General features: G+C 35.6%; 21 protein-coding genes. 3 read left to right on the plus strand and 18 right to left on the minus strand.

Annotated features, from left to right (window positions below; translation table 11 throughout):
* Window positions 1–63: 63 nt before the first annotated feature.
* The 8 genes from ACLMCG_RS04945 to ACLMCG_RS04980 form a co-directional block, all read right to left on the minus strand.
* Entirely contained in the window at window positions 64–435 is a 372-nt protein-coding gene (locus tag ACLMCG_RS04945) for a cupin domain-containing protein (RefSeq protein ID WP_223600136.1), read from the minus strand.
* Window positions 432–959 carry a GNAT family N-acetyltransferase gene (locus tag ACLMCG_RS04950; RefSeq protein WP_413959022.1) on the minus strand — a complete coding sequence of 176 codons (528 nt, stop codon included), beginning with the start codon at window positions 957–959 and terminating at the stop codon, window positions 432–434. The genes ACLMCG_RS04945 and ACLMCG_RS04950 overlap by 4 nt, the downstream gene beginning before the upstream one ends.
* Window positions 960–962: 3 nt before the next feature.
* Complete coding sequence (locus ACLMCG_RS04955; protein ID WP_223600138.1) at window positions 963–1565, minus strand: DUF2911 domain-containing protein; 603 nt, start codon at window positions 1563–1565, stop codon at window positions 963–965.
* A 128-nt stretch (window positions 1566–1693) separates the two neighbouring features.
* Window positions 1694–2299, minus strand: coding sequence for a CDP-alcohol phosphatidyltransferase family protein (locus ACLMCG_RS04960; protein WP_413959023.1), 606 nt, complete (start codon window positions 2297–2299; stop codon window positions 1694–1696).
* Between the two features lie 64 nt (window positions 2300–2363).
* Window positions 2364–2873, minus strand: coding sequence for a methylated-DNA--[protein]-cysteine S-methyltransferase (locus ACLMCG_RS04965; RefSeq protein ID WP_413959024.1), 510 nt, complete (start codon window positions 2871–2873; stop codon window positions 2364–2366).
* 65 nt (window positions 2874–2938) lie between these two features.
* Window positions 2939–3814: a hypothetical protein gene (locus ACLMCG_RS04970; protein WP_413959025.1), complete on the minus strand. Its 876-nt coding sequence runs from the start codon at window positions 3812–3814 to the stop codon at window positions 2939–2941.
* Window positions 3815–3867: 53 nt separating this feature from the next.
* Window positions 3868–4413, minus strand: coding sequence for a DinB family protein (locus ACLMCG_RS04975; RefSeq protein WP_413959026.1), 546 nt, complete (start codon window positions 4411–4413; stop codon window positions 3868–3870).
* 53 nt (window positions 4414–4466) lie between these two features.
* Window positions 4467–4985 carry a Crp/Fnr family transcriptional regulator gene (locus ACLMCG_RS04980; RefSeq protein WP_413959027.1) on the minus strand — a complete coding sequence of 173 codons (519 nt, stop codon included), beginning with the start codon at window positions 4983–4985 and terminating at the stop codon, window positions 4467–4469.
* A 69-nt stretch (window positions 4986–5054) separates the two neighbouring features.
* Between ACLMCG_RS04980 and ACLMCG_RS04985 the strand changes: the two genes are divergently transcribed.
* Together ACLMCG_RS04985 and ACLMCG_RS04990 are read left to right on the plus strand one after the other, a co-directional pair.
* Window positions 5055–5909: a hypothetical protein gene (locus ACLMCG_RS04985; RefSeq protein WP_413959028.1), complete on the plus strand. Its 855-nt coding sequence runs from the start codon at window positions 5055–5057 to the stop codon at window positions 5907–5909.
* Window positions 5910–5942: 33 nt separating this feature from the next.
* A complete protein-coding gene (locus ACLMCG_RS04990; RefSeq protein WP_413959029.1) occupies window positions 5943–6956 on the plus strand; it encodes a hypothetical protein in 1014 nt (337 codons plus the stop codon).
* 402 nt (window positions 6957–7358) lie between these two features.
* Here ACLMCG_RS04990 and ACLMCG_RS04995 read toward each other — a convergent pair whose 3' ends face one another.
* The 3 genes from ACLMCG_RS04995 to ACLMCG_RS05005 all read right to left on the minus strand — a co-directional run bounded on the left by ACLMCG_RS04995 (window position 7359) and on the right by ACLMCG_RS05005 (window position 12041).
* Window positions 7359–8411, minus strand: a complete 1053-nt coding sequence (locus ACLMCG_RS04995) for an alpha/beta hydrolase (RefSeq protein WP_413959030.1) — start codon at window positions 8409–8411, stop codon at window positions 7359–7361.
* Window positions 8395–9669: a PepSY-associated TM helix domain-containing protein gene (locus tag ACLMCG_RS05000; RefSeq protein WP_413959031.1), complete on the minus strand. Its 1275-nt coding sequence runs from the start codon at window positions 9667–9669 to the stop codon at window positions 8395–8397. The genes ACLMCG_RS04995 and ACLMCG_RS05000 overlap by 17 nt, the downstream gene beginning before the upstream one ends.
* A gap of 221 nt (window positions 9670–9890) precedes the next feature.
* Window positions 9891–12041, minus strand: a complete 2151-nt coding sequence (locus tag ACLMCG_RS05005) for a TonB-dependent siderophore receptor (protein WP_413959032.1) — start codon at window positions 12039–12041, stop codon at window positions 9891–9893.
* Between the two features lie 219 nt (window positions 12042–12260).
* On the opposite strand from ACLMCG_RS05005, the gene ACLMCG_RS05010 reads away from it, so the two are divergent.
* Window positions 12261–12662, plus strand: coding sequence for a nuclear transport factor 2 family protein (locus ACLMCG_RS05010; RefSeq protein WP_223600150.1), 402 nt, complete (start codon window positions 12261–12263; stop codon window positions 12660–12662).
* 121 nt (window positions 12663–12783) lie between these two features.
* Here ACLMCG_RS05010 and ACLMCG_RS05015 read toward each other — a convergent pair whose 3' ends face one another.
* From ACLMCG_RS05015 to ACLMCG_RS05045, 7 genes are all read right to left on the minus strand, one after another.
* The gene (locus ACLMCG_RS05015) at window positions 12784–13284 is read right to left on the minus strand and encodes a hypothetical protein (RefSeq protein ID WP_223600151.1); all 501 of its coding nucleotides are present in this window, start codon (window positions 13282–13284) and stop codon (window positions 12784–12786) included.
* Window positions 13285–13488: 204 nt separating this feature from the next.
* On the minus strand, window positions 13489–14325 hold the full coding sequence (locus ACLMCG_RS05020; protein ID WP_413959033.1) for a hypothetical protein: 837 nt from the start codon (window positions 14323–14325) through the stop codon (window positions 13489–13491).
* Window positions 14326–14454: 129 nt separating this feature from the next.
* Window positions 14455–14913 carry a hypothetical protein gene (locus ACLMCG_RS05025; RefSeq protein ID WP_413959034.1) on the minus strand — a complete coding sequence of 153 codons (459 nt, stop codon included), beginning with the start codon at window positions 14911–14913 and terminating at the stop codon, window positions 14455–14457.
* 9 nt (window positions 14914–14922) lie between these two features.
* Window positions 14923–15366, minus strand: a complete 444-nt coding sequence (locus ACLMCG_RS05030) for a hypothetical protein (RefSeq protein ID WP_255814624.1) — start codon at window positions 15364–15366, stop codon at window positions 14923–14925.
* Between the two features lie 121 nt (window positions 15367–15487).
* Window positions 15488–18670, minus strand: a complete 3183-nt coding sequence (carB, locus tag ACLMCG_RS05035) for a carbamoyl-phosphate synthase large subunit (protein WP_223600153.1) — start codon at window positions 18668–18670, stop codon at window positions 15488–15490.
* Between the two features lie 61 nt (window positions 18671–18731).
* Entirely contained in the window at window positions 18732–19085 is a 354-nt protein-coding gene (locus tag ACLMCG_RS05040; RefSeq protein ID WP_309875575.1) for a four helix bundle protein, read from the minus strand.
* A gap of 41 nt (window positions 19086–19126) precedes the next feature.
* Window positions 19127–20200 (minus strand): carbamoyl phosphate synthase small subunit, encoded by a 1074-nt coding sequence (locus ACLMCG_RS05045; protein WP_413959035.1) that lies wholly within the window; start codon window positions 20198–20200, stop codon window positions 19127–19129.
* Window positions 20201–20234 lie beyond the last annotated feature (34 nt).

Here is a 20234-nt window from a genome sequence, read left to right on the forward strand (position 1 = left end):
AATTTAATACCCAAACAAAAAAGCAAATCCGAGGATTTGCTTTTTTATATTTTAAAAATTTTCTTAATCTACTCCTTCCTCTTCTCTGTTGACCAACTCCATAGAAAATGCAGGCAGACAGATGGCAAGGTATTCGCAAGGTTCTGAAAATGGATTACTGTAACGGATTCTTGCTCCTTTTTCAATTAGAATACTCTGACCTTTTTCCAGAGTAACGATCTCTCCATCAATTTCAAACTGTTTTTTTCCTGAAATGATGTAAGTAAATTCATCAAATTCGGGGGTCTGATGAGGTTCACTCCAGTCCGGAGGTGCCACCATATGAGCAATAGAAACTTTAGAATTTCCGGTAGAATTTCCCCAATGCTCTTCTATCAGTTTCCCATCGTTAGTAGGAACTATAAATGGTGAATGTTGAATTTTATATTTTTTCATATCCAGGCTTCTTTTGTGATTTCATATACGAAATTGGTTCTTGTAGGCTCTGCAAAATAAGCAACTTCTTCTTCAGCAATTTTTTGTCCTCCAAGTCTTTCCAAAGCTGTCTGTGAACGGAAATTTTCTTTTCCGATATGAAAATGAACCTTATCTACAAACTGGAAAATATAATCCAGCATCAGTTTTTTAACCTGTGGATTGATTCCTTTACCCCAGGATTTTGTTCCATAGAAAGTATATCCGATGAAAATATGGCTGTCTTCTTCATCAAAGTCATAATAACGGCTGCTTCCCAATACGTCTCCGGTAGCTTTCTCAATAATCTTGAAAGCTCCGCCACTCTCCATAGCTCCTGTAAAAAAGTTTTCGAAAACCTCTCTCTGATAACGGTTTTTGTTGGGATGCTGTTCCCAGACTTTAGGATCGGAAGCTACTTCATATAAAGATTCAAAATCCCCTTGCTGTAAGGGGATCAATTGAAATTCTTCATTCTCTAAAACGGGCTGAACAGAAAAATTCATTACTTAGCTCTTTTTAGTAGAATCTGATTCTATTTTCTTGATTTCCTTCAATTTGTCAGAAATCTTGATTACAGTGTCTAATTTTGATGGTTTCAAAGGAACTTCTGCCTGAGCCATATCCCATTTGATCACTAAATTTCCTGTGTTTTCATCTGTAGGATTTAAAGTAATTTCAAACCACTCTTGTTTGTCTGTAAGGGTATTTACCGGTACGGTAACATCTACTACGTCCTGTTTAGGATCGTAAGTGTAAGCTCCCCACTGTTGGAAATCTTTATTCAGTATTACTTTCCATTCTTTTTCTGTAGGAACGATGAACAATCCGTAAGTTCCTGCAGGAACTGTTTTTCCACCGAAATTAACGGCCTGTCCGAAAGTAATTTTTGTAGAAGAGTTAGCACCTGCTCTCCAAACCTGACCATAAGGAACCAATTCTCCGAAGATTTTACGTCCTTTCACTCCCGGTCTTCCGTAGTCGATGGAGATTTTAGACATAGAAAACTGCTGCTCAACCTTCTGACGCGGACTTGCTGCCGGCACAGAATAATCCTGAGCAAAACTTAATGCTGAAATTGAAATGCAAACTGCTGCTAATAACTTTTTCACGTGTAAATTTTTGTTTAAAATTACAAAAATCAAAACAAAATAGCTTTCATAAACTTCGTTAAATTTTGTTTTACCGATATTTTTCTATGAAGGGATTTTTTAACCAAATTCTTTTAAAAAGTAAATTATCAACTATTAAACATTTTACTTTTCTTAATCGTTTTCCCTTTTCTCAGCTGTATGGAATGAAAAACAGAAGGCACATCATTCGTCCATTTTTTAAGGATTAAAAGGATGGCAATAATCTCTGCCCGGGTGAGTAATCCTATCCAAAAACATAGATTAAATAAAATAACAGACTGACAATCTAAGATAACCTGAATAAGTGTTCCAAAAAGAAATAAGGTCCATATTTTAGCCCCGATAGAATGCGTTGCCACTTCTTTTCTGAATTTTAAAAAGCTTACCAGATAAATCAAAACTTCTGCCCCCACCAGAATAATTATTTTGTAAGCATTTATTTTGAAGAATTCAGGACATAGTATATAAGTGGAAATCCCCACTAAAATAAAGAAAATCTGGTCAACCGTAGAATCCAGACGCCTGAGTTTCTGAGTGGAAACATTCAGATACCTAGCGATAATTCCGTCAAAAATATCCGTCAATAATCCTATGGACAAAAGAACGATAGCAATTTCCTTATGATTTTCTATTTTAATGAGGCTTAAAGAAATGATGATAAACCCAATAATAAGTCTGGAAGAAATTAAAATAACCGGAGTCTTTGACTTCATAAAAAATACAGCAAGCTTATTTTATAGGATAAAAAGTAAGGTGTAAAAGTACTTTTAAAAAAAATTAAAACAAAATAGCTTTTTCCAATTCCAACAGCTTTTGTTTTCTCCATATCCCGCCGGCATAACCAACGAGTTCACCATTGGAGCCTATCACCCGGTGACAAGGGATTAAAATAGCAATCTTATTAATTCCATTAGCTGTTCCTACGGCACGTATCGCTTTGGGATTTCCTAAGATTTCCGATTGCTGTTTATACGTTCTGATTTCTCCCATAGGAATTTCGCGGAGAAGCTGCCAGACTTTTTCCTGAAATTCAGTGCCTGTGGTAAATAGCGGAACTTCGAAGTGGCTTCTTTTTCCTTCAAAATAGTCTTTCAGTTCTTCTTCCAGCTGTACAAAATGGGGGTGTTCTTTTTCTGCAATCTCTGCTTTCAAAGCTTTTGAAAGAGCTTTCAGCTGCTTTTCAATATTCTTTCGATCTGTAAATTCAAGCAGACAAATACCCTGGTCTACAGCACAGGCAATCATTTCTCCCAATGGAGTTGATATCTTTTTTTGGTGTATTTCCATTTAATAACAATAAAAAACCTCATAAGAATTCTTACAAGGCTTAAATTTATACATAAAAAATAAATTTAATATCCATAAACTGCAGATACTCTCAAATAATCAACAGGCGTAGCATCAGAAACCTTTTCCTGATAATAAATTGAGGAAGGGAGATTATTATTTTGATATTGATAAACCATTTCAAATTCTTTCTTTGGACTTTCAGGTAACGAACCCAAATAATACTTTATCTCTTTGCTTACGTTATTTCTGGAAATTTGTGAATAATCTTGAAGTATAAAAATATTATAAGCATATTCAGGCAGTGCTAGTATTCTATTTCTATCAATCAAATAATTAGGATTTATATTATGATCATATTCATAAGTTTTAACATCTCTCAACTTTGATAAATTTCCTTCTTCATATCTTTCAACTTTTGTTACGTTATGATTATTTAAAAAGATTTTAAGCATTTCCGTATTAAATGCTGCTCCGGAATAATTCTCATTATAATATTTCACAATAATTACATCTGAAGACGGATAATCAAAAGTCTTATAATTACCTGAATCTAAACTTTTTACTTTTATAAGCCTTTGATTATTATCATAGATAAGTTGTCTCTTTTCAGTAAATGGATAAGGGTTTGACAAGTCCATTACATACGTGTTTCCCACAATAGAAACCGAAGTAAGTAAACCATTGGTATAGCTAAGATTTTCAGTATAATCACCATTAGTATCCCAAACTTTAATCAACTGATTATTGTTGTATTCAAACTTAAAATCTTGTTTCTGAACAAGAGAAGCTATACCATTTGCTATCTCTTCATCCTTAAGGGTAAGTGTTTTAATTTTACCTAATGGCGGATCGGTATTTGGTGTTTGATTGTCTAGTTCGTCAGAACTTCCACATGATACGATCGAGAATAATAGAATTCCTAATAGATATTTTTTCATATAAAGCTTTTAGCGCAACAAAACTATGAAAAGTTAATAAATAAACTCCAACTTTATGAGTTGAGTATTTTCTGAATCTGCTCAATATGTCTCGTGTTGTGATAGATAACAAAACGGAAGGTGTCTCCCAGCTTCAGTTTGATCAGTTTTGAAATACTGATGCTCGTTTTTGTTTTTTCAAGATCAATATTCTGCGCTTTTTCTAATAATCCTAGCAGCTGTTTTTGCTGACTGATAAATTTCTCTATCACTGTTTTATTGAGTTGACTGTGGATAGGATTCATTATTTTAAGCGTTTTCATTTTATTCAAATTCTCTTTGGGAAGCATGCTTTTAGCAAAATAATTCCCTAGAATTCCTGGTTTGAAAGTATCTTTCGGAGAAATTTTAGAGCCATCTATTCTGTTGGTGATTTCGGGAATATAGAAGTTTCCATACCGATTGAGATGTTCCAGACATTCCAGTGAACTCCAACTATCTTGTGAATTTCTGAAATTCAGCTCTCTTTCTGTTTTTTCTAAAAGGGTCTGTGCGTATTCTAAATGCTGACTGGTTCTTTGCTGTAATTCACTTAATAATACTGAAACTGAAGTTTTCATGATGTTTTTTATGCAAATATCATCATCAGATTTTTCTTAAATCTTGACTGAACTCAAGATTTTTTAAGCCTTGACAAAGTTTCCGGTGACATTCTCAGGTAATTGGCAATGTATTTATTGGGAACTTCCTGAAATAGCTTCGGACTTCGTTTTAAAACTCTCTCAAAACGTTCTCCCGGAGCATTGATCAGCAGATCTTTTTCTCTTTCCAGCTGTTGCAATACAAGATCTTCAAGAATATTCATCCAAAATTTCATATGTTCTTCATCGGATTGTACAAACTCATAAAAATCTATTTTTGAAGCAATTTTCACAGTTGATTTTTTAATAGCCTGAATATATAAATCTGAGGGTTTTCCTGATAAAAAAGAGTCAAGACTGACAATAATATTTCCGATATATCCGAAACGGATAATTCTCTCTTCATTTTCATCCATCATGAAAATCCGGACACTGCCGTTTTCAATAAAATAAATATTAGTATCTGTACTGCCTGAAATCTTAAGGAACTCATTCCGTTTGAATTCTTTCTTTTTCCAATGGATTCCGCTTTGAAGCAATTTTTCAACCATTTTATTTTATTATTTGCTTTTCCAAAGATAATAGGTAATTTTAATGTTTTAAAACACTAATCACTTATAATGCTCAAAAAAACAGCCCTTTTTATGCTGCTTTCTATTGGATTTTCCGGGATGAAAGCTCAGCAAACCATTCCTTTCCGGATCACAAAACACAATAATATCATTGTGAAAACCCTTGTCAACAAAAAAGATTCTCTGGATCTGATGTTTCAGATTGCGATGAAAGATTATTCAATTTCACCCGAACGAAAGCGGAAAGCAGATCATATTATTTTCAATAAAGAAGAAATCAGTGATCATAATACCGTAGAAATTGGAAAAATCATCCAGAAAAATGTACGCTTTTTCGATAATCAGTTAACAGGACATGAAGCGGACGGAAAAATCGGAACCGGAATTTTTGATGGTAAAGCATTTAAAATTGATTATGATAACAACCAATTTGTGATGTATGATAAAATGCCGGACCTGAAAGAGTACCAGCCTTTAAATATCATCTTAGATCATGACGGATTCTATCTTGCCGGAGATAATATTATTGATGGAAATCAACAGCAGGAAGCCTATTTTGTACTGCAATCAGGATTTTCCGGAGCTATTCTGTACAGTAATGAATTTGCTGAAGAAAAGCATCTTGACAAAAAGCTAAAAGTAACCGGAGAAAAAACGCTGAAAAATTCTGAAGGAAAAACTCTAACCACCAAACAGGCCATTCTTCCTTATTTCAAACTGGGAAAGAGTGTTTTCAAAGATATCCCGGCAGGATTTTTCTCAGGAGAGCTTAAAACACAAAATGTAAGCTATCTGGGTGCCGATATGCTCCGCAGATTTATCTGGATTTTTGATGCCGAGAGGAAAATGGCTTATATAAAACCCAGCAAATACTTTTCAGAGCCTTACTACAAAATGAATTAGAATATGATAAACACCTTAAAACTAAGAAAAATCATGAAAGCCAAAACTGCTGCAGCCCTTTTATTTTCCTCACTGGTTATTATAAGCTGTCAGAAAGAAGAAAAGAAAACAGTTACCACAGAAATAAAACCCGCGAATGATTCTATAAAAACAACAAAAACCGAAGAGAAAATAGATTATACCGATTTTAATATTTTCAGTTTATCTGTTATTTCATCCGCTGAAAAAGATTCTGATATGGATATTTTTATTTCTGTTTCAGATATCTACAAAGGAGAGCAACCTATTCCTGCAGACATTGTTAAAAATCATAAGCAGATGACTTATGAAGAACGCCAGCATTTTGAATTGGATGCTTCCAGCAGAAAAAAACTTCTCAACGGAGTTCATCTCACGGAAAAGGATTCGCTCTATATTTATGAGTATGGCTCTAATAAACTTCAAAAAATGCCGATAAGCCAATTAAAAGCAGTAGCTTATCTAAGTCCTTACACAGATAGTGAAGATTTAGATCCGGATTCTTATATGATGGGCTTTCAGGTAGCTACTCACCAAAAAACCACAGAGTACGACCGATTTAATAATGCCATCGCATATTTTGGAAGTACAAATCCTTTCGTAGAAAATAAAATGAAAGCGATGAAATGGCAAAAAGCAGGTGCCGATATTTCAAAAAAATATTTTTCTCATTCAAAATTAGTTCAGGGAAAAACCTATCAGTCACAGTATGAAAACCTGACCTATTATCTGCAGGATTATCTTGAAGAAGGAAATACTGTAGAACGCAAATTGGTAGTGATTAATAATGATAAGGAAAAGATTGCTGAGAAAACATTTTCTCTTGCAGGAAGTGATGGCGGAGAATTTCTTCCTTTGTACGGGATAGATGCTGATGAAGCTAATATTTTCCAATATACAGGTCATCTTTTTAAAGGAAAACCTCCTGTGATTTTTGGGTTCATAGCACAGTCTTTTGGTTGTCCTTCCATTAGTTTTTTAGATAAAACGGAGAAAGATTTCCCTATCAATTGTGATAACAGACATTAAAAAAGAGCTCTTGAAAATGAATATGTTTAGATTCTACCGGAATGATCAATTATACACTTAGTGTGTCCATTCCGTAGGAATCTATATCCTTAATATCAACACTCTATCCATAAAACTCTATTCCAATCCAAAAAAAGCCTTAATTCTTTCCCAATGGCCAAATACAGCATCTGAATTCCTACGGAATGACAAACTGGGTGGATAATCTTTGAGAATAAATCTGCTCAATCAGCAAAATCTGCGAGAAAATATTCAATAGGAACGGGCTTTAGCCCGTTTTTTATTACATCAGCAATTCCATTGGCTTTAGCCAAAACCTAATTTTAAAATTAGTATATATAAAAAAGAAACTGTGTCAAAAGCCAAATTGTTTGATTTTTGGCACAGTTTCTTTTCAGTATATTATTTTTTAGGATAATATTGGTCTTTCAGGTTCGTAAAATAGTTTTCAGATTCTTTGAAACTGTTGCTTTTCATGAATTTGATGACTACATTCAGATAAGCTTCTGAAGGGGTAAACTCTGTACCCATTTTTTCGGAAAACTTTTTATAATCTTCTTCCAGCAGTGTGGGATTTTTGGCAAGTTGTTTTATATCCGTTCTGAAACCTTTAAATATGAATTTTAATGCTTCATAATTTCCCGGATAGGAAACAGTTCCATGGGTTTCTCCTTCAAAAAAACTATGTTTATAGTTCAGAGATCCGTTTTTTTCTATGATTCCTTTAAACTCTTCAATGGCCTGAGTCATATCAGAATTCCAGTTTTTCTGCTGTTCTTCATTGTCTGCCTGAGAAACGTACAAAGATTTTTTTGCAGGAAACTTTTTATTCTTTTCCAGATACTCTTTTGTTCTGATGATGGTCACTTTATTATCCCACCATAAACTTGGATCGTTCGCAACATAAGCATTGAAATACTCCGGATGTAAAAGGAATGTATTGATGGCAAATAATCCCCCGAAAGAATGCCCAACCAATACAGAATAATCCTGAGTTCTGTAGTTTTTATTAATGAATGGTTTCAGCTCTTCCTGCATAAATTTCAAGAAGTTTTCGCCTCCGCCACTGTCGGCAAAAAGTATGATATCCGGATTTACAGGACTTTTCTTCTGAGCTTTTGTGGGAGTAAGATCTCTTGTCCTTTCGGTATTTTTAATTCCTACAACAATACATTCGGGAATATCAGCATAAGGAGTTCTGGCAATAAAATCCGTTAATCCTGTATAATATTCAAAATTGATTTCTCCGTCTAAAAGATAGATTACCGGATATTTGGCGGGACTTATAGCATTGTCATTATAGGTTTTAGGCAAGTGAACCCAGATTTCCCTGTTTTCATTTAAAACTTTTGAAAATATAGTTTGCTTCTCTCCTATTGTCAGTTTTTCCTGGGCTTTTCCAGATGCAAATACTAAAAGTAATGAGAGTGTGATAATTTTAAACCAGCTGTTCATGGTGTGAATCTTTTCTGTGTTGATGAATATTTTTAACTTCTTTATTCTTTTTGGGTGATTTGTTTCTTCTGCCCCACCAGATCAGGAATCCGGTAACCGGGAGGCTTGTACAGATAATTCCGATAATGAATGTGAATATTTTACCGAATATTCCTCCCCAATAGCCTACGTGAAGATCAAAATTCATGTGTTCTATTACTTCATGCATCTGAACTTCTTTCGGATAATCAATTTCTTTTCCCGTATATTTATTTGTTTCCATACTCTTCCCGTTGACAAGGCTTTTTAGCCCGATAAACTGAGCTGCAACTACATGATACACCGTTGCTGAATCATTTCTTGGAAGACTCATCCTGAACTGTTTTGCATTGGGAAATTCTTTGAATTTTTTGTCGACGAAATCAGCATAAGACAAGGCTTTTTTCTCAGGATCAAATTTAGGTTCATATTTTTCTGCAATAGTATGGGCATCTACTGCTCCGCCGAAAGCCTGCTGGGTAAGATTGGTTAAAACTTCATAGGCCATAATGAGTCCCGTAATGGTAATAAACACTGCCGGAAGTAATGAATAAAAACCAAAGACATTATGAAAATCGTAGTTTTTTCTGCGCCATTTTGTTCCGGATTTAATTTTAAAAGCTGTTGTTCTTGTTGTTTTGTTCCATTTTTTTGGCCACCAGAGAATCAATCCGCCGATGAGCTGAACAAAAAATATGATGGAAGCAATTCCAACCACCGTTTTCCCGAACTTTCCTGCCAGCAACTGCGCATGAATATGGGCTACCACATAGAAAAATTCATAGCTTTTTGTAGAACCGATTACTTTTCCGGTATAAGGATCAAGATAATGATAAGCAAATACACCACGAGGACCACGGCCTTTTTTCTTTGGTTTTTCTGCTTTATCAGCATTTTTATCTTTAGGAGGCTTCGTTGCTGAAGCTACCCTGAAACTTCTGTCTGATTCTTTATAAGTATCAAAATAGAACGCTTTTCTGTCCGGAACCTGTTTGTGAAACTGGACAAGCAATTCTTCGGGTGTCATTTTTTTAACATGAGCCGGAACCTGAACATATTTGGCGCTTCCACCGCACAGATCAATGATTTCGTCACAAAAGACAAATACCGTTCCCGAAAGAGTAACGGTAAGCACAATGATTCCGGAAACCAGGCCGAGCCACAGATGCAGCCAGCCGGTGATCCTTTTGGTAAGGGATTTTCCCAGCTTTTTTTTAGGATTAATTTTTTTGTTTTCCATATCTGTTTTCATCATTCAAAAATGTAATAGTTGAAAATGCAAAGGCGCAACAAGGTGATAATAATGGCATGTTTGAAAAGTGAAAAGAGTTATTCCTGCTGCCATTTACTTTAGCATATTTGAGGGCATCAGAAACAGTTGTTTACTATCAATCAAAGCGTTACACCTTTGCGATTTTCATCCTTATATTTTCGTTGAGATTATTTTTTGTTTTTCAGGTTTTAAAATTTAAATGCAAAATTGGCAAGGATTTCTCTTGGCTTCTGTGGCTGTCCGTAGAAGTTCCAGTAGTTTTCATTCAAAGCATTATTCATTTTCAAACCGATTCTGTATTTTTTCTTGTCATAGAAAACCGTAGCCCCCACTGTAGTATAAGAAGGAGCGAGGAAATGATTGGTAATATTGATATAGGTTTGATCCACAAAATTGAATCCGGCTCCGAAACCAAGTCCTTCATACGCTCCATCCATAATCTTGTAACTTGTCCATAAATTAGCTACATGTTTTGGTGTCCAGGCGATTCTTTTTCCGCTGTCTTTGCTTCGGTCATCATATTTATTATCGTTATATCCATATCCCGCAACGATATTCCATCCTTTGAAAGGATTGGCGATAATCCCTATTTCCAGTCCCTGGCTTTTGATATTTCCATCCTGAATGCTTCCTATTCCGCCCGGATCTGCTACAAGACGGTTTTTAACACTAATATTATAATAGCTCACCGTTGTCAATAATTTTTTATGGAAAAGATCCACTTTAAAGCCCGTTTCAACCTGATTTCCCTGTTCCGGATCCCATTTTGTCAATACACCGACTTCATTCAATGACGGAGCATAGTTTTTAAATCCATTTACGTAATTGGCAAAGAATGAAATCTGATCTTTTACAATTTCATACACCAATCCGAATTTTGGAGAAAACTGGGTCTGGCTGTATCCCGTAACTTTATTTTCAGGATATCCGTTTTTCGTAGAAATCTCTACCCCATTTACAACCGTATCATCATTTTTATAGCTGTCTACTCTCAAACTTGCCATTACCAGTAAGTTGTCTGTGATATTCAAAACATTGGAGATATAACCGCTGATCGTTCTGAATGTAGTAATATCAGATTCTGTAGATTTTCTTTCCTTATTCATGAATTTATTTCTTGAAATAGGATCCCAAGCGGAAGAGCTATCAAGGCTAACTTTATCGTAAGGCATGAAAACATTGCTGTATCCGTTGGCTTCATAGTAAGGGAACTGATATTTTGTTCTTTGCTGGAAATAATCTATTCCTACTACCAGGCGGTTTCTTAAGCCTCCTATTTTAAAATCTCCTGTAAAATTCTGCTGGATATTGTCTGTGGTCACTTTAAAGCTGTCAAAGGGACGAATCATTCTTTCAACCTGATTATTATTCAGATATCTGAGTACTAAAAATATAGATTCATTTTCATTGGCTTCTCCTCTCTGGTAAGACGTTCTTGAAGTCCATTGGTCATTGAATTTATGGGTAACTTCAGCCATCGTTACAAAATTGGTTCTTTTGGAACCGATATCATTGCTTGTAAATGCTCTTTTATAAGCTACTTCCAGGTCCTTCATCGAGTGCAAGGTCAGTTTTTCTGAGTTTCTTACATAAGCATTTAATGTTTTATCCGGAGCATGAAACTCGGTATCAAGTGTTACTGTGGTTTTGTCACTTACTTTATATAAAACACTTCCAGAGAAGAACAATCCTTTGTTGTAACCGGCATCCTGGAATGAATCCTGAGAATAAGCTGCCACATTGAATCTTGCCAATGCTGTTTTTTCTTTATTCAAAGGGGTGTTTACATCTGCCGTGATCCTGTTCATTCCCCAGCTTCCGGTAGTATAATTGATAATTCCTCCGAAGTTTTCCTGTGGTTTTTTTGTAACGATATTCACCACTCCACCATAGTTGGCCAATGTTCCTCCAAATAAGGTTCCGGACGGTCCTTTAATTACTTCTACTCTTTCAATATTAGCGATTTCGGACTGTACTCTTGGATTTTGAGTCAATCCGTTTCTGAAACTTGCATTGGAACTGAATCCTCTCATGAAAATATCATTCCCGCTGTCGTTTACACTGTTACTTACCACAACACCCGGAGCAGAAGCCATTGCTGTGTTGAAGTCCATGGCTCCCATTTCACTGATGATTTCTTTGGGAACAAGGTTGTAAACAGTAGGGTTTTCAAGGTTTTCAAGAGGAAGTCTTGCGATGGATTCCGATTTTTTGGTTCTGTAATTATGAGTTCCCTGGAGTGATACGGATTGGATTTCAGCCACTTTAATGGTATCTGTTTCCTGGGCACTCAGCATCGTTACGGCTAATAAAGCTGCAGAAATAATTGTTTTTTTCATGTTTATAATTAAGTTAGTTCTACAAAATTATTTATTTTTATTAATTCTAAATAAAAATATGATACATGTCATAAAAATAATTTCTCTGAAACGGTCACCAACAAAGGGATTTAATGAAAATAAAAAAGCAGATAACTTCTGATTTATCTTATATGAGACTTAAATTTTCGTATATTAATAAGGTCTAATAAATTCAATTATTGATTATAATCTTCAAATATGAATCGTAATATCCAAGAAATCATTCAGCTCTTTCTTCAGTTTCTCTCGGAAAGAAATCTAAAAGAATTAACTAATCTATTTTCTGATACTATAGACTGGTATATCCCTGGGGATGAAGAAAAAGCACCCTGGCTAGGCATAAGAAATAATAGGCAGGAAGTATCCGATTCTTTTGAACTTTTATGGAAAAATACAGAACCCATTTCTGCTAAAATCGAAAATATTTTCAACGATGATGAAAATGCGGTTATCACGGGAGAATTTGTAACGAGAATGCTTGCAACAGGTCGTATTGTAGAGTCTTTATTCTGTATTCAGATGCGTATTCAAAATAATAAAATTACGCGCTACAGACTGCTGGAAGACAGTTTGGCTGTTTCAAAGGCTTTGGATAAGTAGTTAAGGACTATTATTGATAGTAAATGAGATTCTTCCTTCGTCAGAATGACAAAAGTCGAATAATTCGACTTTTGAGATAGCTCTTTTATATAATTTCTCTTATGATCTAAAATTATCTTTTCTATATCACGGCAGCAGCCATCATCGACATGTAATAATTAGCACAATGCAAGGCATTAATTAAAACAATCTCTTTATCGGGAAACATTTCAAAGGCATCCGATGTTGTAATCTGATATTCATAATTCATGGAGGTCCATTTTAAATGCGGCTTGATAATCATAAGTTCAACTCCTTCCTGATCGGTAAGGACAAATGATTCTTTAAAAATACCTCTGTGTTTAAAGAGATAACCGTTTTTCACGCCATCAAAATAGGTCTGTACCACGATTTCACCATTCCAGTTCATCCTGAATTTTAAAAGGACTCTTTCATGGTCTTTCAGCTCAATGGTAGTTCCCCAAAAACCTTTTGGCTCCACCTGATAGGTCTGACCCTCAGCAATTTCAATGACAGCATTAAATTTAAACCAGCTTGTATAAGTAAGTTTCCCAATTAATTTTTCTTCTTTTGTGACTTCAAAAGATAAAGAATTGCTTGATTTTGCGTAATATTCTGCCATGGTTATATTTTGATTTGGTGGAATTCTTATTAGTTTTTAAATAATAATAACAGCTTGAATTTTAACGCTCTAATTTATAAATAATTCGGCAAACATAATCTAATTTTCAACTATTCCGATAAAAACTACAGTGAATTAATTCCTGCGGGTCTTTTTGCGTTGGAAATTTGCACTCAAATACGTGTCTGTATAGCATACAGCCTGTTATTTCACTTCAAACCAATACTTCCACTTCTTATCATCAATTCCAAATTTTCCCTGCCACCATCTTGCGGGATAACCAACATCATCATTCCTGATAGGTCTGTGCTCTCTTTCCGGATAGGTAACGTATTGATCTGCATACCCAAAATGGGCATCATCATGCAAAATTCCGATAACTCCCAATATTTCCAACAATCCTAGTCTTTCTTCATCATTTGATTTTACTGTTTTTGAGATTCTCTTTTTAAGTTGAGAAATTTTGTCGTTGGGTTCTGATGTTTCAATGATTTCTTTCAGTTCATTGAGAATCCTATAGTCATTTTCGTTGGGTTTAACGACCGGAAGTTTTGGAAATTGTTCCAGATCAAATAAAATCTGGATTAAACTATCAAAACAACATCCATCTTTGTATTTGAAATAATTGATGGTATTGAATTCGATAGGATCTTCAAACTCATAAGTATGAAGTCCACATATCGCACAGATGTCTTCATTAGGTTCCGGACTTGGTGTAAAGCTATGCTCTTCCAGATTTCTTGCAATGCAATAGCTGGATAAAAATGACCGGTATTCTAATTGTCTTGTGCTTAAACTGTACACGAAAGCATCCACAACTTTCTGCTTTTCAATACCAGCCACAGCCCTTTTAATTCTTCTGCAAATTTCATCATGACTTATCTCTTCCTGATCATACATTACAGACTGTTTCTTGGCATACTCAAAATCATCTTCAGAGATATACTGCATATAGGTTTCCCAATAAAACCAATCCCTTAAACTTTCGTTCTGGGAAGTTTTTATGGTGTTGAGTAAAATTTGTATTGCTTTTTTATCCATTCTTCATTGGTTGTTAATTCCATAAGGACAAATTTATCAAATAAAAATAATGAAAGACTCCTGTTTAAAAGCAAAAAAACCTCATAGATTTTTGAAATCTATGAGGTTTAAATTGTTTTCAGATCAATTTTATTCAATCTTTGTAAGTGTCATTGTTTCATCATGATCTATATTTTCAGGCCGTTTCCCATTCATGTTGATCAGCATAAGGAATTTTGAATCGTTAACCGGAACGATAATTCCTAGCAGTCTTCCTTTTTCCTGATTATCTTTTACTGCAATAAAATCAATCTCAATTGGTGTTTTATCCATATTAATTTTATATTTCAGTTCTCCCTTTTGTCCATTATTAGGACCTCCGTGGATGATAAAATTCTTGCCGTCAATTTCTTCCCCGTTAATTGTAATGGATACATATCCATCTTTTGTAAAGCCTGCTTTGCCTTTACTCTTCCAGTAATCAATGGATTCCCAGTTTCCGACAATATTAAACTCGGATTTTTGAGCTTTGGCATGAAAACCAATAATAAGTATAAACGCTATTACGCTTTTTAGAAAAGTCTGTTTTATTTTCAAGGAAAAATTCATAGTAAACTTTTAATTAATTTTATAAACATAATCCTTACTGATATATCTGTTTTTATTTATTAATTCTGAAGGATAAAAAATGGTTCCATTAATCTCAACACTCTTAATCCTATATCTCCAGCTTCCATTATGACTTTTGTAAATTTTTGTTGTTGAATTTGGATAAAGCTCAAGAACAATGGAAGAATCTTTTATTTCTATTTTTTCAAGAGACTTTGGATTTTTGATTTTATAGAAGGACCGAGGTGACAATATTCCACTTTCATAATTAAATGCAAAGCTGTCGGCTTCATTATCAATTGCTTTTGAGATGGGATAACTGTAATTGATCTTAATTATTTTTTTGGAGTCAGTCAGGTTTTGAATATAGAAATCAGTTATCCAGGAACATCCTGAAAGTACTGCTACGAAAATACAACATAGAAATCCTATCGTAATTGATTTTATACTCATTGTACTGGAGTTTAAATGGCTTTTGCAAAAGTAAACAGAATCCTTTATTTTTTCTGGATTAATTGATAAAAAAGTCCCACAAGAAAACTTGTGGGATTTTAATATTTATTCTAGTTCGAGATTACATCGTCTCCATTTTGAAGCTCATGCTTTCGATTACTTTTAGGATTGCTTCTACTGTATCCATTGAAGTTAAACAAGGAACACCGTTTTCCACACTCATTCTTCTGATCTGGAATCCGTCTCTTTCTGCCTGCTTACCTTTTGTAGTGGTATTTACAACATACTGAACTTTTCCTTTCTGGATCAGGTCGATAAGATTTACACTTTCTTCACCGATTTTGTATCCGATTTTGCAAGGGATTCCTTTTTCTTCAAAGAACTTCGCAGTACCTTCCGTAGCCCAGATTCTGAATCCTACTTCATGGAATCTTGCTGCAAGAGCCGCTGCCTCATCTTTGTGCTTATCTGCTACCGTGAACAGGATAGAACCGTGCATAGGAACTTTTCTTCCTGCTGCTACCAATCCTTTGTAAAGTGCTTTTTCAAGAGTTGTATCTTTCCCCATAACTTCTCCTGTAGACTTCATTTCAGGGCCTAAAGAGATATCAACTTTCGTTAGTTTAGAGAAAGAAAACACTGGTACTTTCACAAATACGCCTTCTTTATTTGGAACCAATCCGTTTTTGTATCCTAAATCTTTCAGCTTTTGTCCTAAGATTGCCTTTGTTGCAAGGTTAGCCATTGGAACTTCTGTGATTTTAGATAAGAAAGGAACTGTTCTTGAAGAACGAGGGTTTACTTCGATTACATATACATTTCCTTCAAAAAGAACGTATTGGATGTTCATTAATCCGATAACCTTTAATCCTTTTGCCAGTCTTTGTGTGTAGTCTACCAAAGTATCAATTTCGCTCTGAGAGATATTTTGCGGCGGATATACTGCAATAGAGTCTCCGGAGTGAACTCCTGCTCTTTCGATGTGCTCCATAATTCCCGGAATCACTACTGTTTCTCCGTCGCAGATGGCATCTACTTCGATCTCTTTTCCTACCATGTATTTGTCAACCAAAACTGGGTGCTCAGGGCTCGCTTCTACTGCATGTTCCATATAGTAAGCCAGTTCTGCTTCTGCATATACAATTTCCATTGCTCTACCTCCAAGAACGTAGCTCGGACGCACCAATACCGGGTAACCGATTTCGTTAGCAATTTTTATAGCTTCTTCTTTAGAAGTTGAAGTTCTTCCTTTTGGCTGAGGAATTCCAAGTTCCTGAAGTGCTTTTTCAAATTTATCTCTGTTTTCAGCTCTGTCAAGGTCTTCCAGTGAAGTTCCCAAGATCTGTACTCCGTGAGAGGCTAATTTATCTGCAAGGTTAATTGCAGTCTGCCCTCCGAACTGTACCACTACTCCTTTAGGTTTTTCAAGCTCGATGATGTTCATTACATCTTCTTCTGTAAGCGGCTCGAAGTAAAGTTTATCAGAGATTGAGAAGTCTGTAGAAACTGTTTCAGGGTTGTTGTTGATGATAATCGCCTCGTACCCCATTTCTTTGATCGCCCATACTGAGTGAACAGTAGCGTAGTCAAACTCAACTCCCTGTCCGATTCTGATAGGTCCGGAACCTAGTACGATAATTTTTTCTTTGTCTGAAACAACACTTTCGTTCTCTTCTTCGTAAGTTCCGTAGAAATAAGGCGTTTCACTTTCAAACTCAGCAGCACAAGTGTCTACCATTTTGTAAACCGGCATTACTCCGTTTTCTTTTCTGAAGTTGAAAACCTCACGTTCTTTTACATCCCAAAGAACTGCGATATTGATATCTGCGAAACCTAATCTCTTCGCTTCAATTAATGTTTCTTTATCGAATTTGTTGGCAGCAATTACTTTTTCGAAGTCAACTAACTTTTTCAGTTTCCAGATGAAGAACTTGTCGATTTTACTCCATTCTACAATTTGTTCCCAGTCGTATCCTCTTCTTAAAGCATCTCCGATAATGAAAAGTCTCTCATCATCACACACTCTGATTCTTCTTTCGATTTCTTCAGCAGTAAGTGCCTCAGCCTGTTTTGTTTTTAATCCTAAATGCTTGATTCCTGTTTCTAATGAACGGATAGCTTTCTGTAAAGATTCTTCAAGGTTTCTTCCGATGGCCATTACTTCACCAGTAGCTTTCATCTGAGTAGAAAGTCTTCTGTCTGCCGTTTCAAATTTATCGAATGGGAATCTTGGGAATTTTGTCACCACATAGTCAAGAGCCGGCTCAAAACATGCATATGTTTTTCCAGTTACCGGGTTCATGATTTCATCAAGTGTCAATCCTACAGCAATTTTTGCCGCGATTTTTGCAATCGGGTACCCTGTTGCTTTACTTGCTAAAGCTGATGAACGGGATACTCTAGGGTTTACTTCGATGATATAATATTCAAAAGAATGTGGATCCAAAGCAAGCTGCACGTTACATCCTCCTTCAATTCCTAATGCTCTGATGATTTTTAAAGAAGCATTTCTCAATAACTGATACTCTCTGTCTGAAAGAGTCTGAGAAGGTGCAACTACGATAGAGTCACCTGTGTGAACTCCTACCGGGTCAATATTTTCCATGTTACAAACCACAATGGCGTTGTCGTTTGCATCACGCATTACTTCGTATTCTATTTCTTTGAAACCAGCGATTGATTTTTCAATCAAACATTGTGTAACCGGGCTGTGCTTTAATCCCAATTCGGCAATTTCTTTTAATTCTACCTCATTGGAAGCAATACCTCCTCCTGTTCCTCCCATTGTAAATGCAGGACGAACAATTACAGGATATCCGATTTCATCTGCGAAGGCAAGAGCTCCTTCTACCGTATTTACGATATCAGATTCCGGAACCGGCTCGTTCAATTCTCTCATCAACTCACGGAAAAGATCTCTGTCTTCTGCTCTGTTGATGGCAGAAAGTTTAGTTCCCAATACTTCCACTTTGCATTCTTCAAGAATTCCTGACTTTTCCAGTTCTACCGCCATGTTCAGCCCTGTCTGACCTCCCAATGTTGGTAATAAAGCATCCGGACGTTCTTTTCTGATGATGTGGCTTACAAACTGTAATGAAATCGGCTCGATATATACTTTATCTGCGATTTCCACATCCGTCATGATCGTTGCAGGGTTTGAGTTAATCAAAATTACCTTGTAGCCTTCTTCTTTTAAAGACAGACAAGCCTGCGTTCCTGCGTAATCAAATTCAGCTGCCTGACCAATGATGATAGGTCCTGAACCGATTACTAAAATTGTTTTTATATCTGTACGTTTTGCCATTTTTCTTTTTTTTAGATACAAGATGTTAGATGTCAGATTTCAGACCTCCAACAAGATGTTATCACTTTTTTAAATTAGATTTGAATGTATAAATCATTCTTTGAATTTCATTCAGATTTGATATTAAACTATTAACTTTTTCTGCTTCGAGCAAATTTAATTCTCTGGTTAAAATTAACTGTGTCTGTAGCTCAAAAGAGGAAGCATTTGCAATTCCAAGAAAATGATAAAACTCTCTGTCATTATTTCTTCCTGCCCCTTCTGCTATGTTGGAAGGAATAGAGATTACAGATCTTTTAATTTGAGAAACCAAACCAAACTTTTCATCTTTAGGTAACTCTGCGCAAATGATGTAAACCTCTTTTGCAAGTTCAATCGATTTCTGCCAAAAAACTATTTTTTCAAAATTATGCATGATAAAGTCTGTTATCTGATGTCTAATATCTGATGTCTTTCTTATTTCTTAAAGTCTTCCATCATTTGAATAAACTCATCAAACAGGTAGTTTGCATCTTCAGGGCCCGGGCTCGCTTCAGGGTGATACTGAACTGAGAAACATGGGTAGATTTTGTGTTTTAATCCTTCGTTGGTTCTGTCGTTCAATGCGATGTGCGTTTCGATAAGGTCTGTTCCTTTTAAGCTTTCCTGATCTACCGCATATCCGTGGTTTTGAGAAGTAATGGCTACTGTATTTTTCTCTAAATCCAATACCGGGTGGTTTCCTCCTCTGTGTCCGAATTTCAGCTTGAAAGTTTTTGCTCCGCAAGCAAGACCGATCAATTGGTGTCCTAAACAGATTCCGAAGATTGGAACTTTTCCTAATAATCCTCTGATCATATCTAAAGCATGTGGTACATCTTCAGGGTCACCAGGACCATTTGAAAGCATAATTCCATCTGGGTTCATCAACAGGATTTCTTCTGCTGTAGTATCCTGAGAAACTACGATGATATCACAGTTTCTTTGAGATAGCTCTCTGATAATACCCAGTTTTGCACCGAAGTCTACCAATACTACTTTGAAACCTCTGTTCGGGTTAGCATAAGGCGTTTTTGTTGAAACCTCTTCTACCTGATTGGTTGGGAAGTTTGTTGATTTCAATTCAGAAGCTACAGCAGCTTCATCAGCGTCAGCATTTACAATTTTCCCTTTTACAACTCCATAGTTACGAAGAATTCTTGTCAGTCTTCTTGTATCAATTCCTGAAATTCCTGAAAGATTTTTCTTTTTAAATAGTTCATCTAAAGTAATCTGAGTACGGAAATTGGAAGGAAGATCGCAAAGTTCTTTTACGATAAGCCCTTTGATTGCCGGCTCAATACTTTCATAATCATCACGGTTAATACCATAATTTCCGATAAGCGGATAGGTCATACAAACAATCTGACCGCAATACGACGGGTCAGAAATCAATTCCTGATACCCTGTCATTCCGGTATTGAAAACTACTTCCCCTGCAGTTTCCAATTCTGCTCCGAAACCTTCTCCATGAAACACTTCACCGGACTCCAGTATTAATTTTTTCTTCATTTTAAACTTTTATCTCTTATTATTTATTTATATG

This window comes from Chryseobacterium sp. S90 (assembly GCF_047444895.1).
Taxonomy (GTDB): Bacteria; Bacteroidota; Bacteroidia; order Flavobacteriales; family Weeksellaceae; genus Chryseobacterium.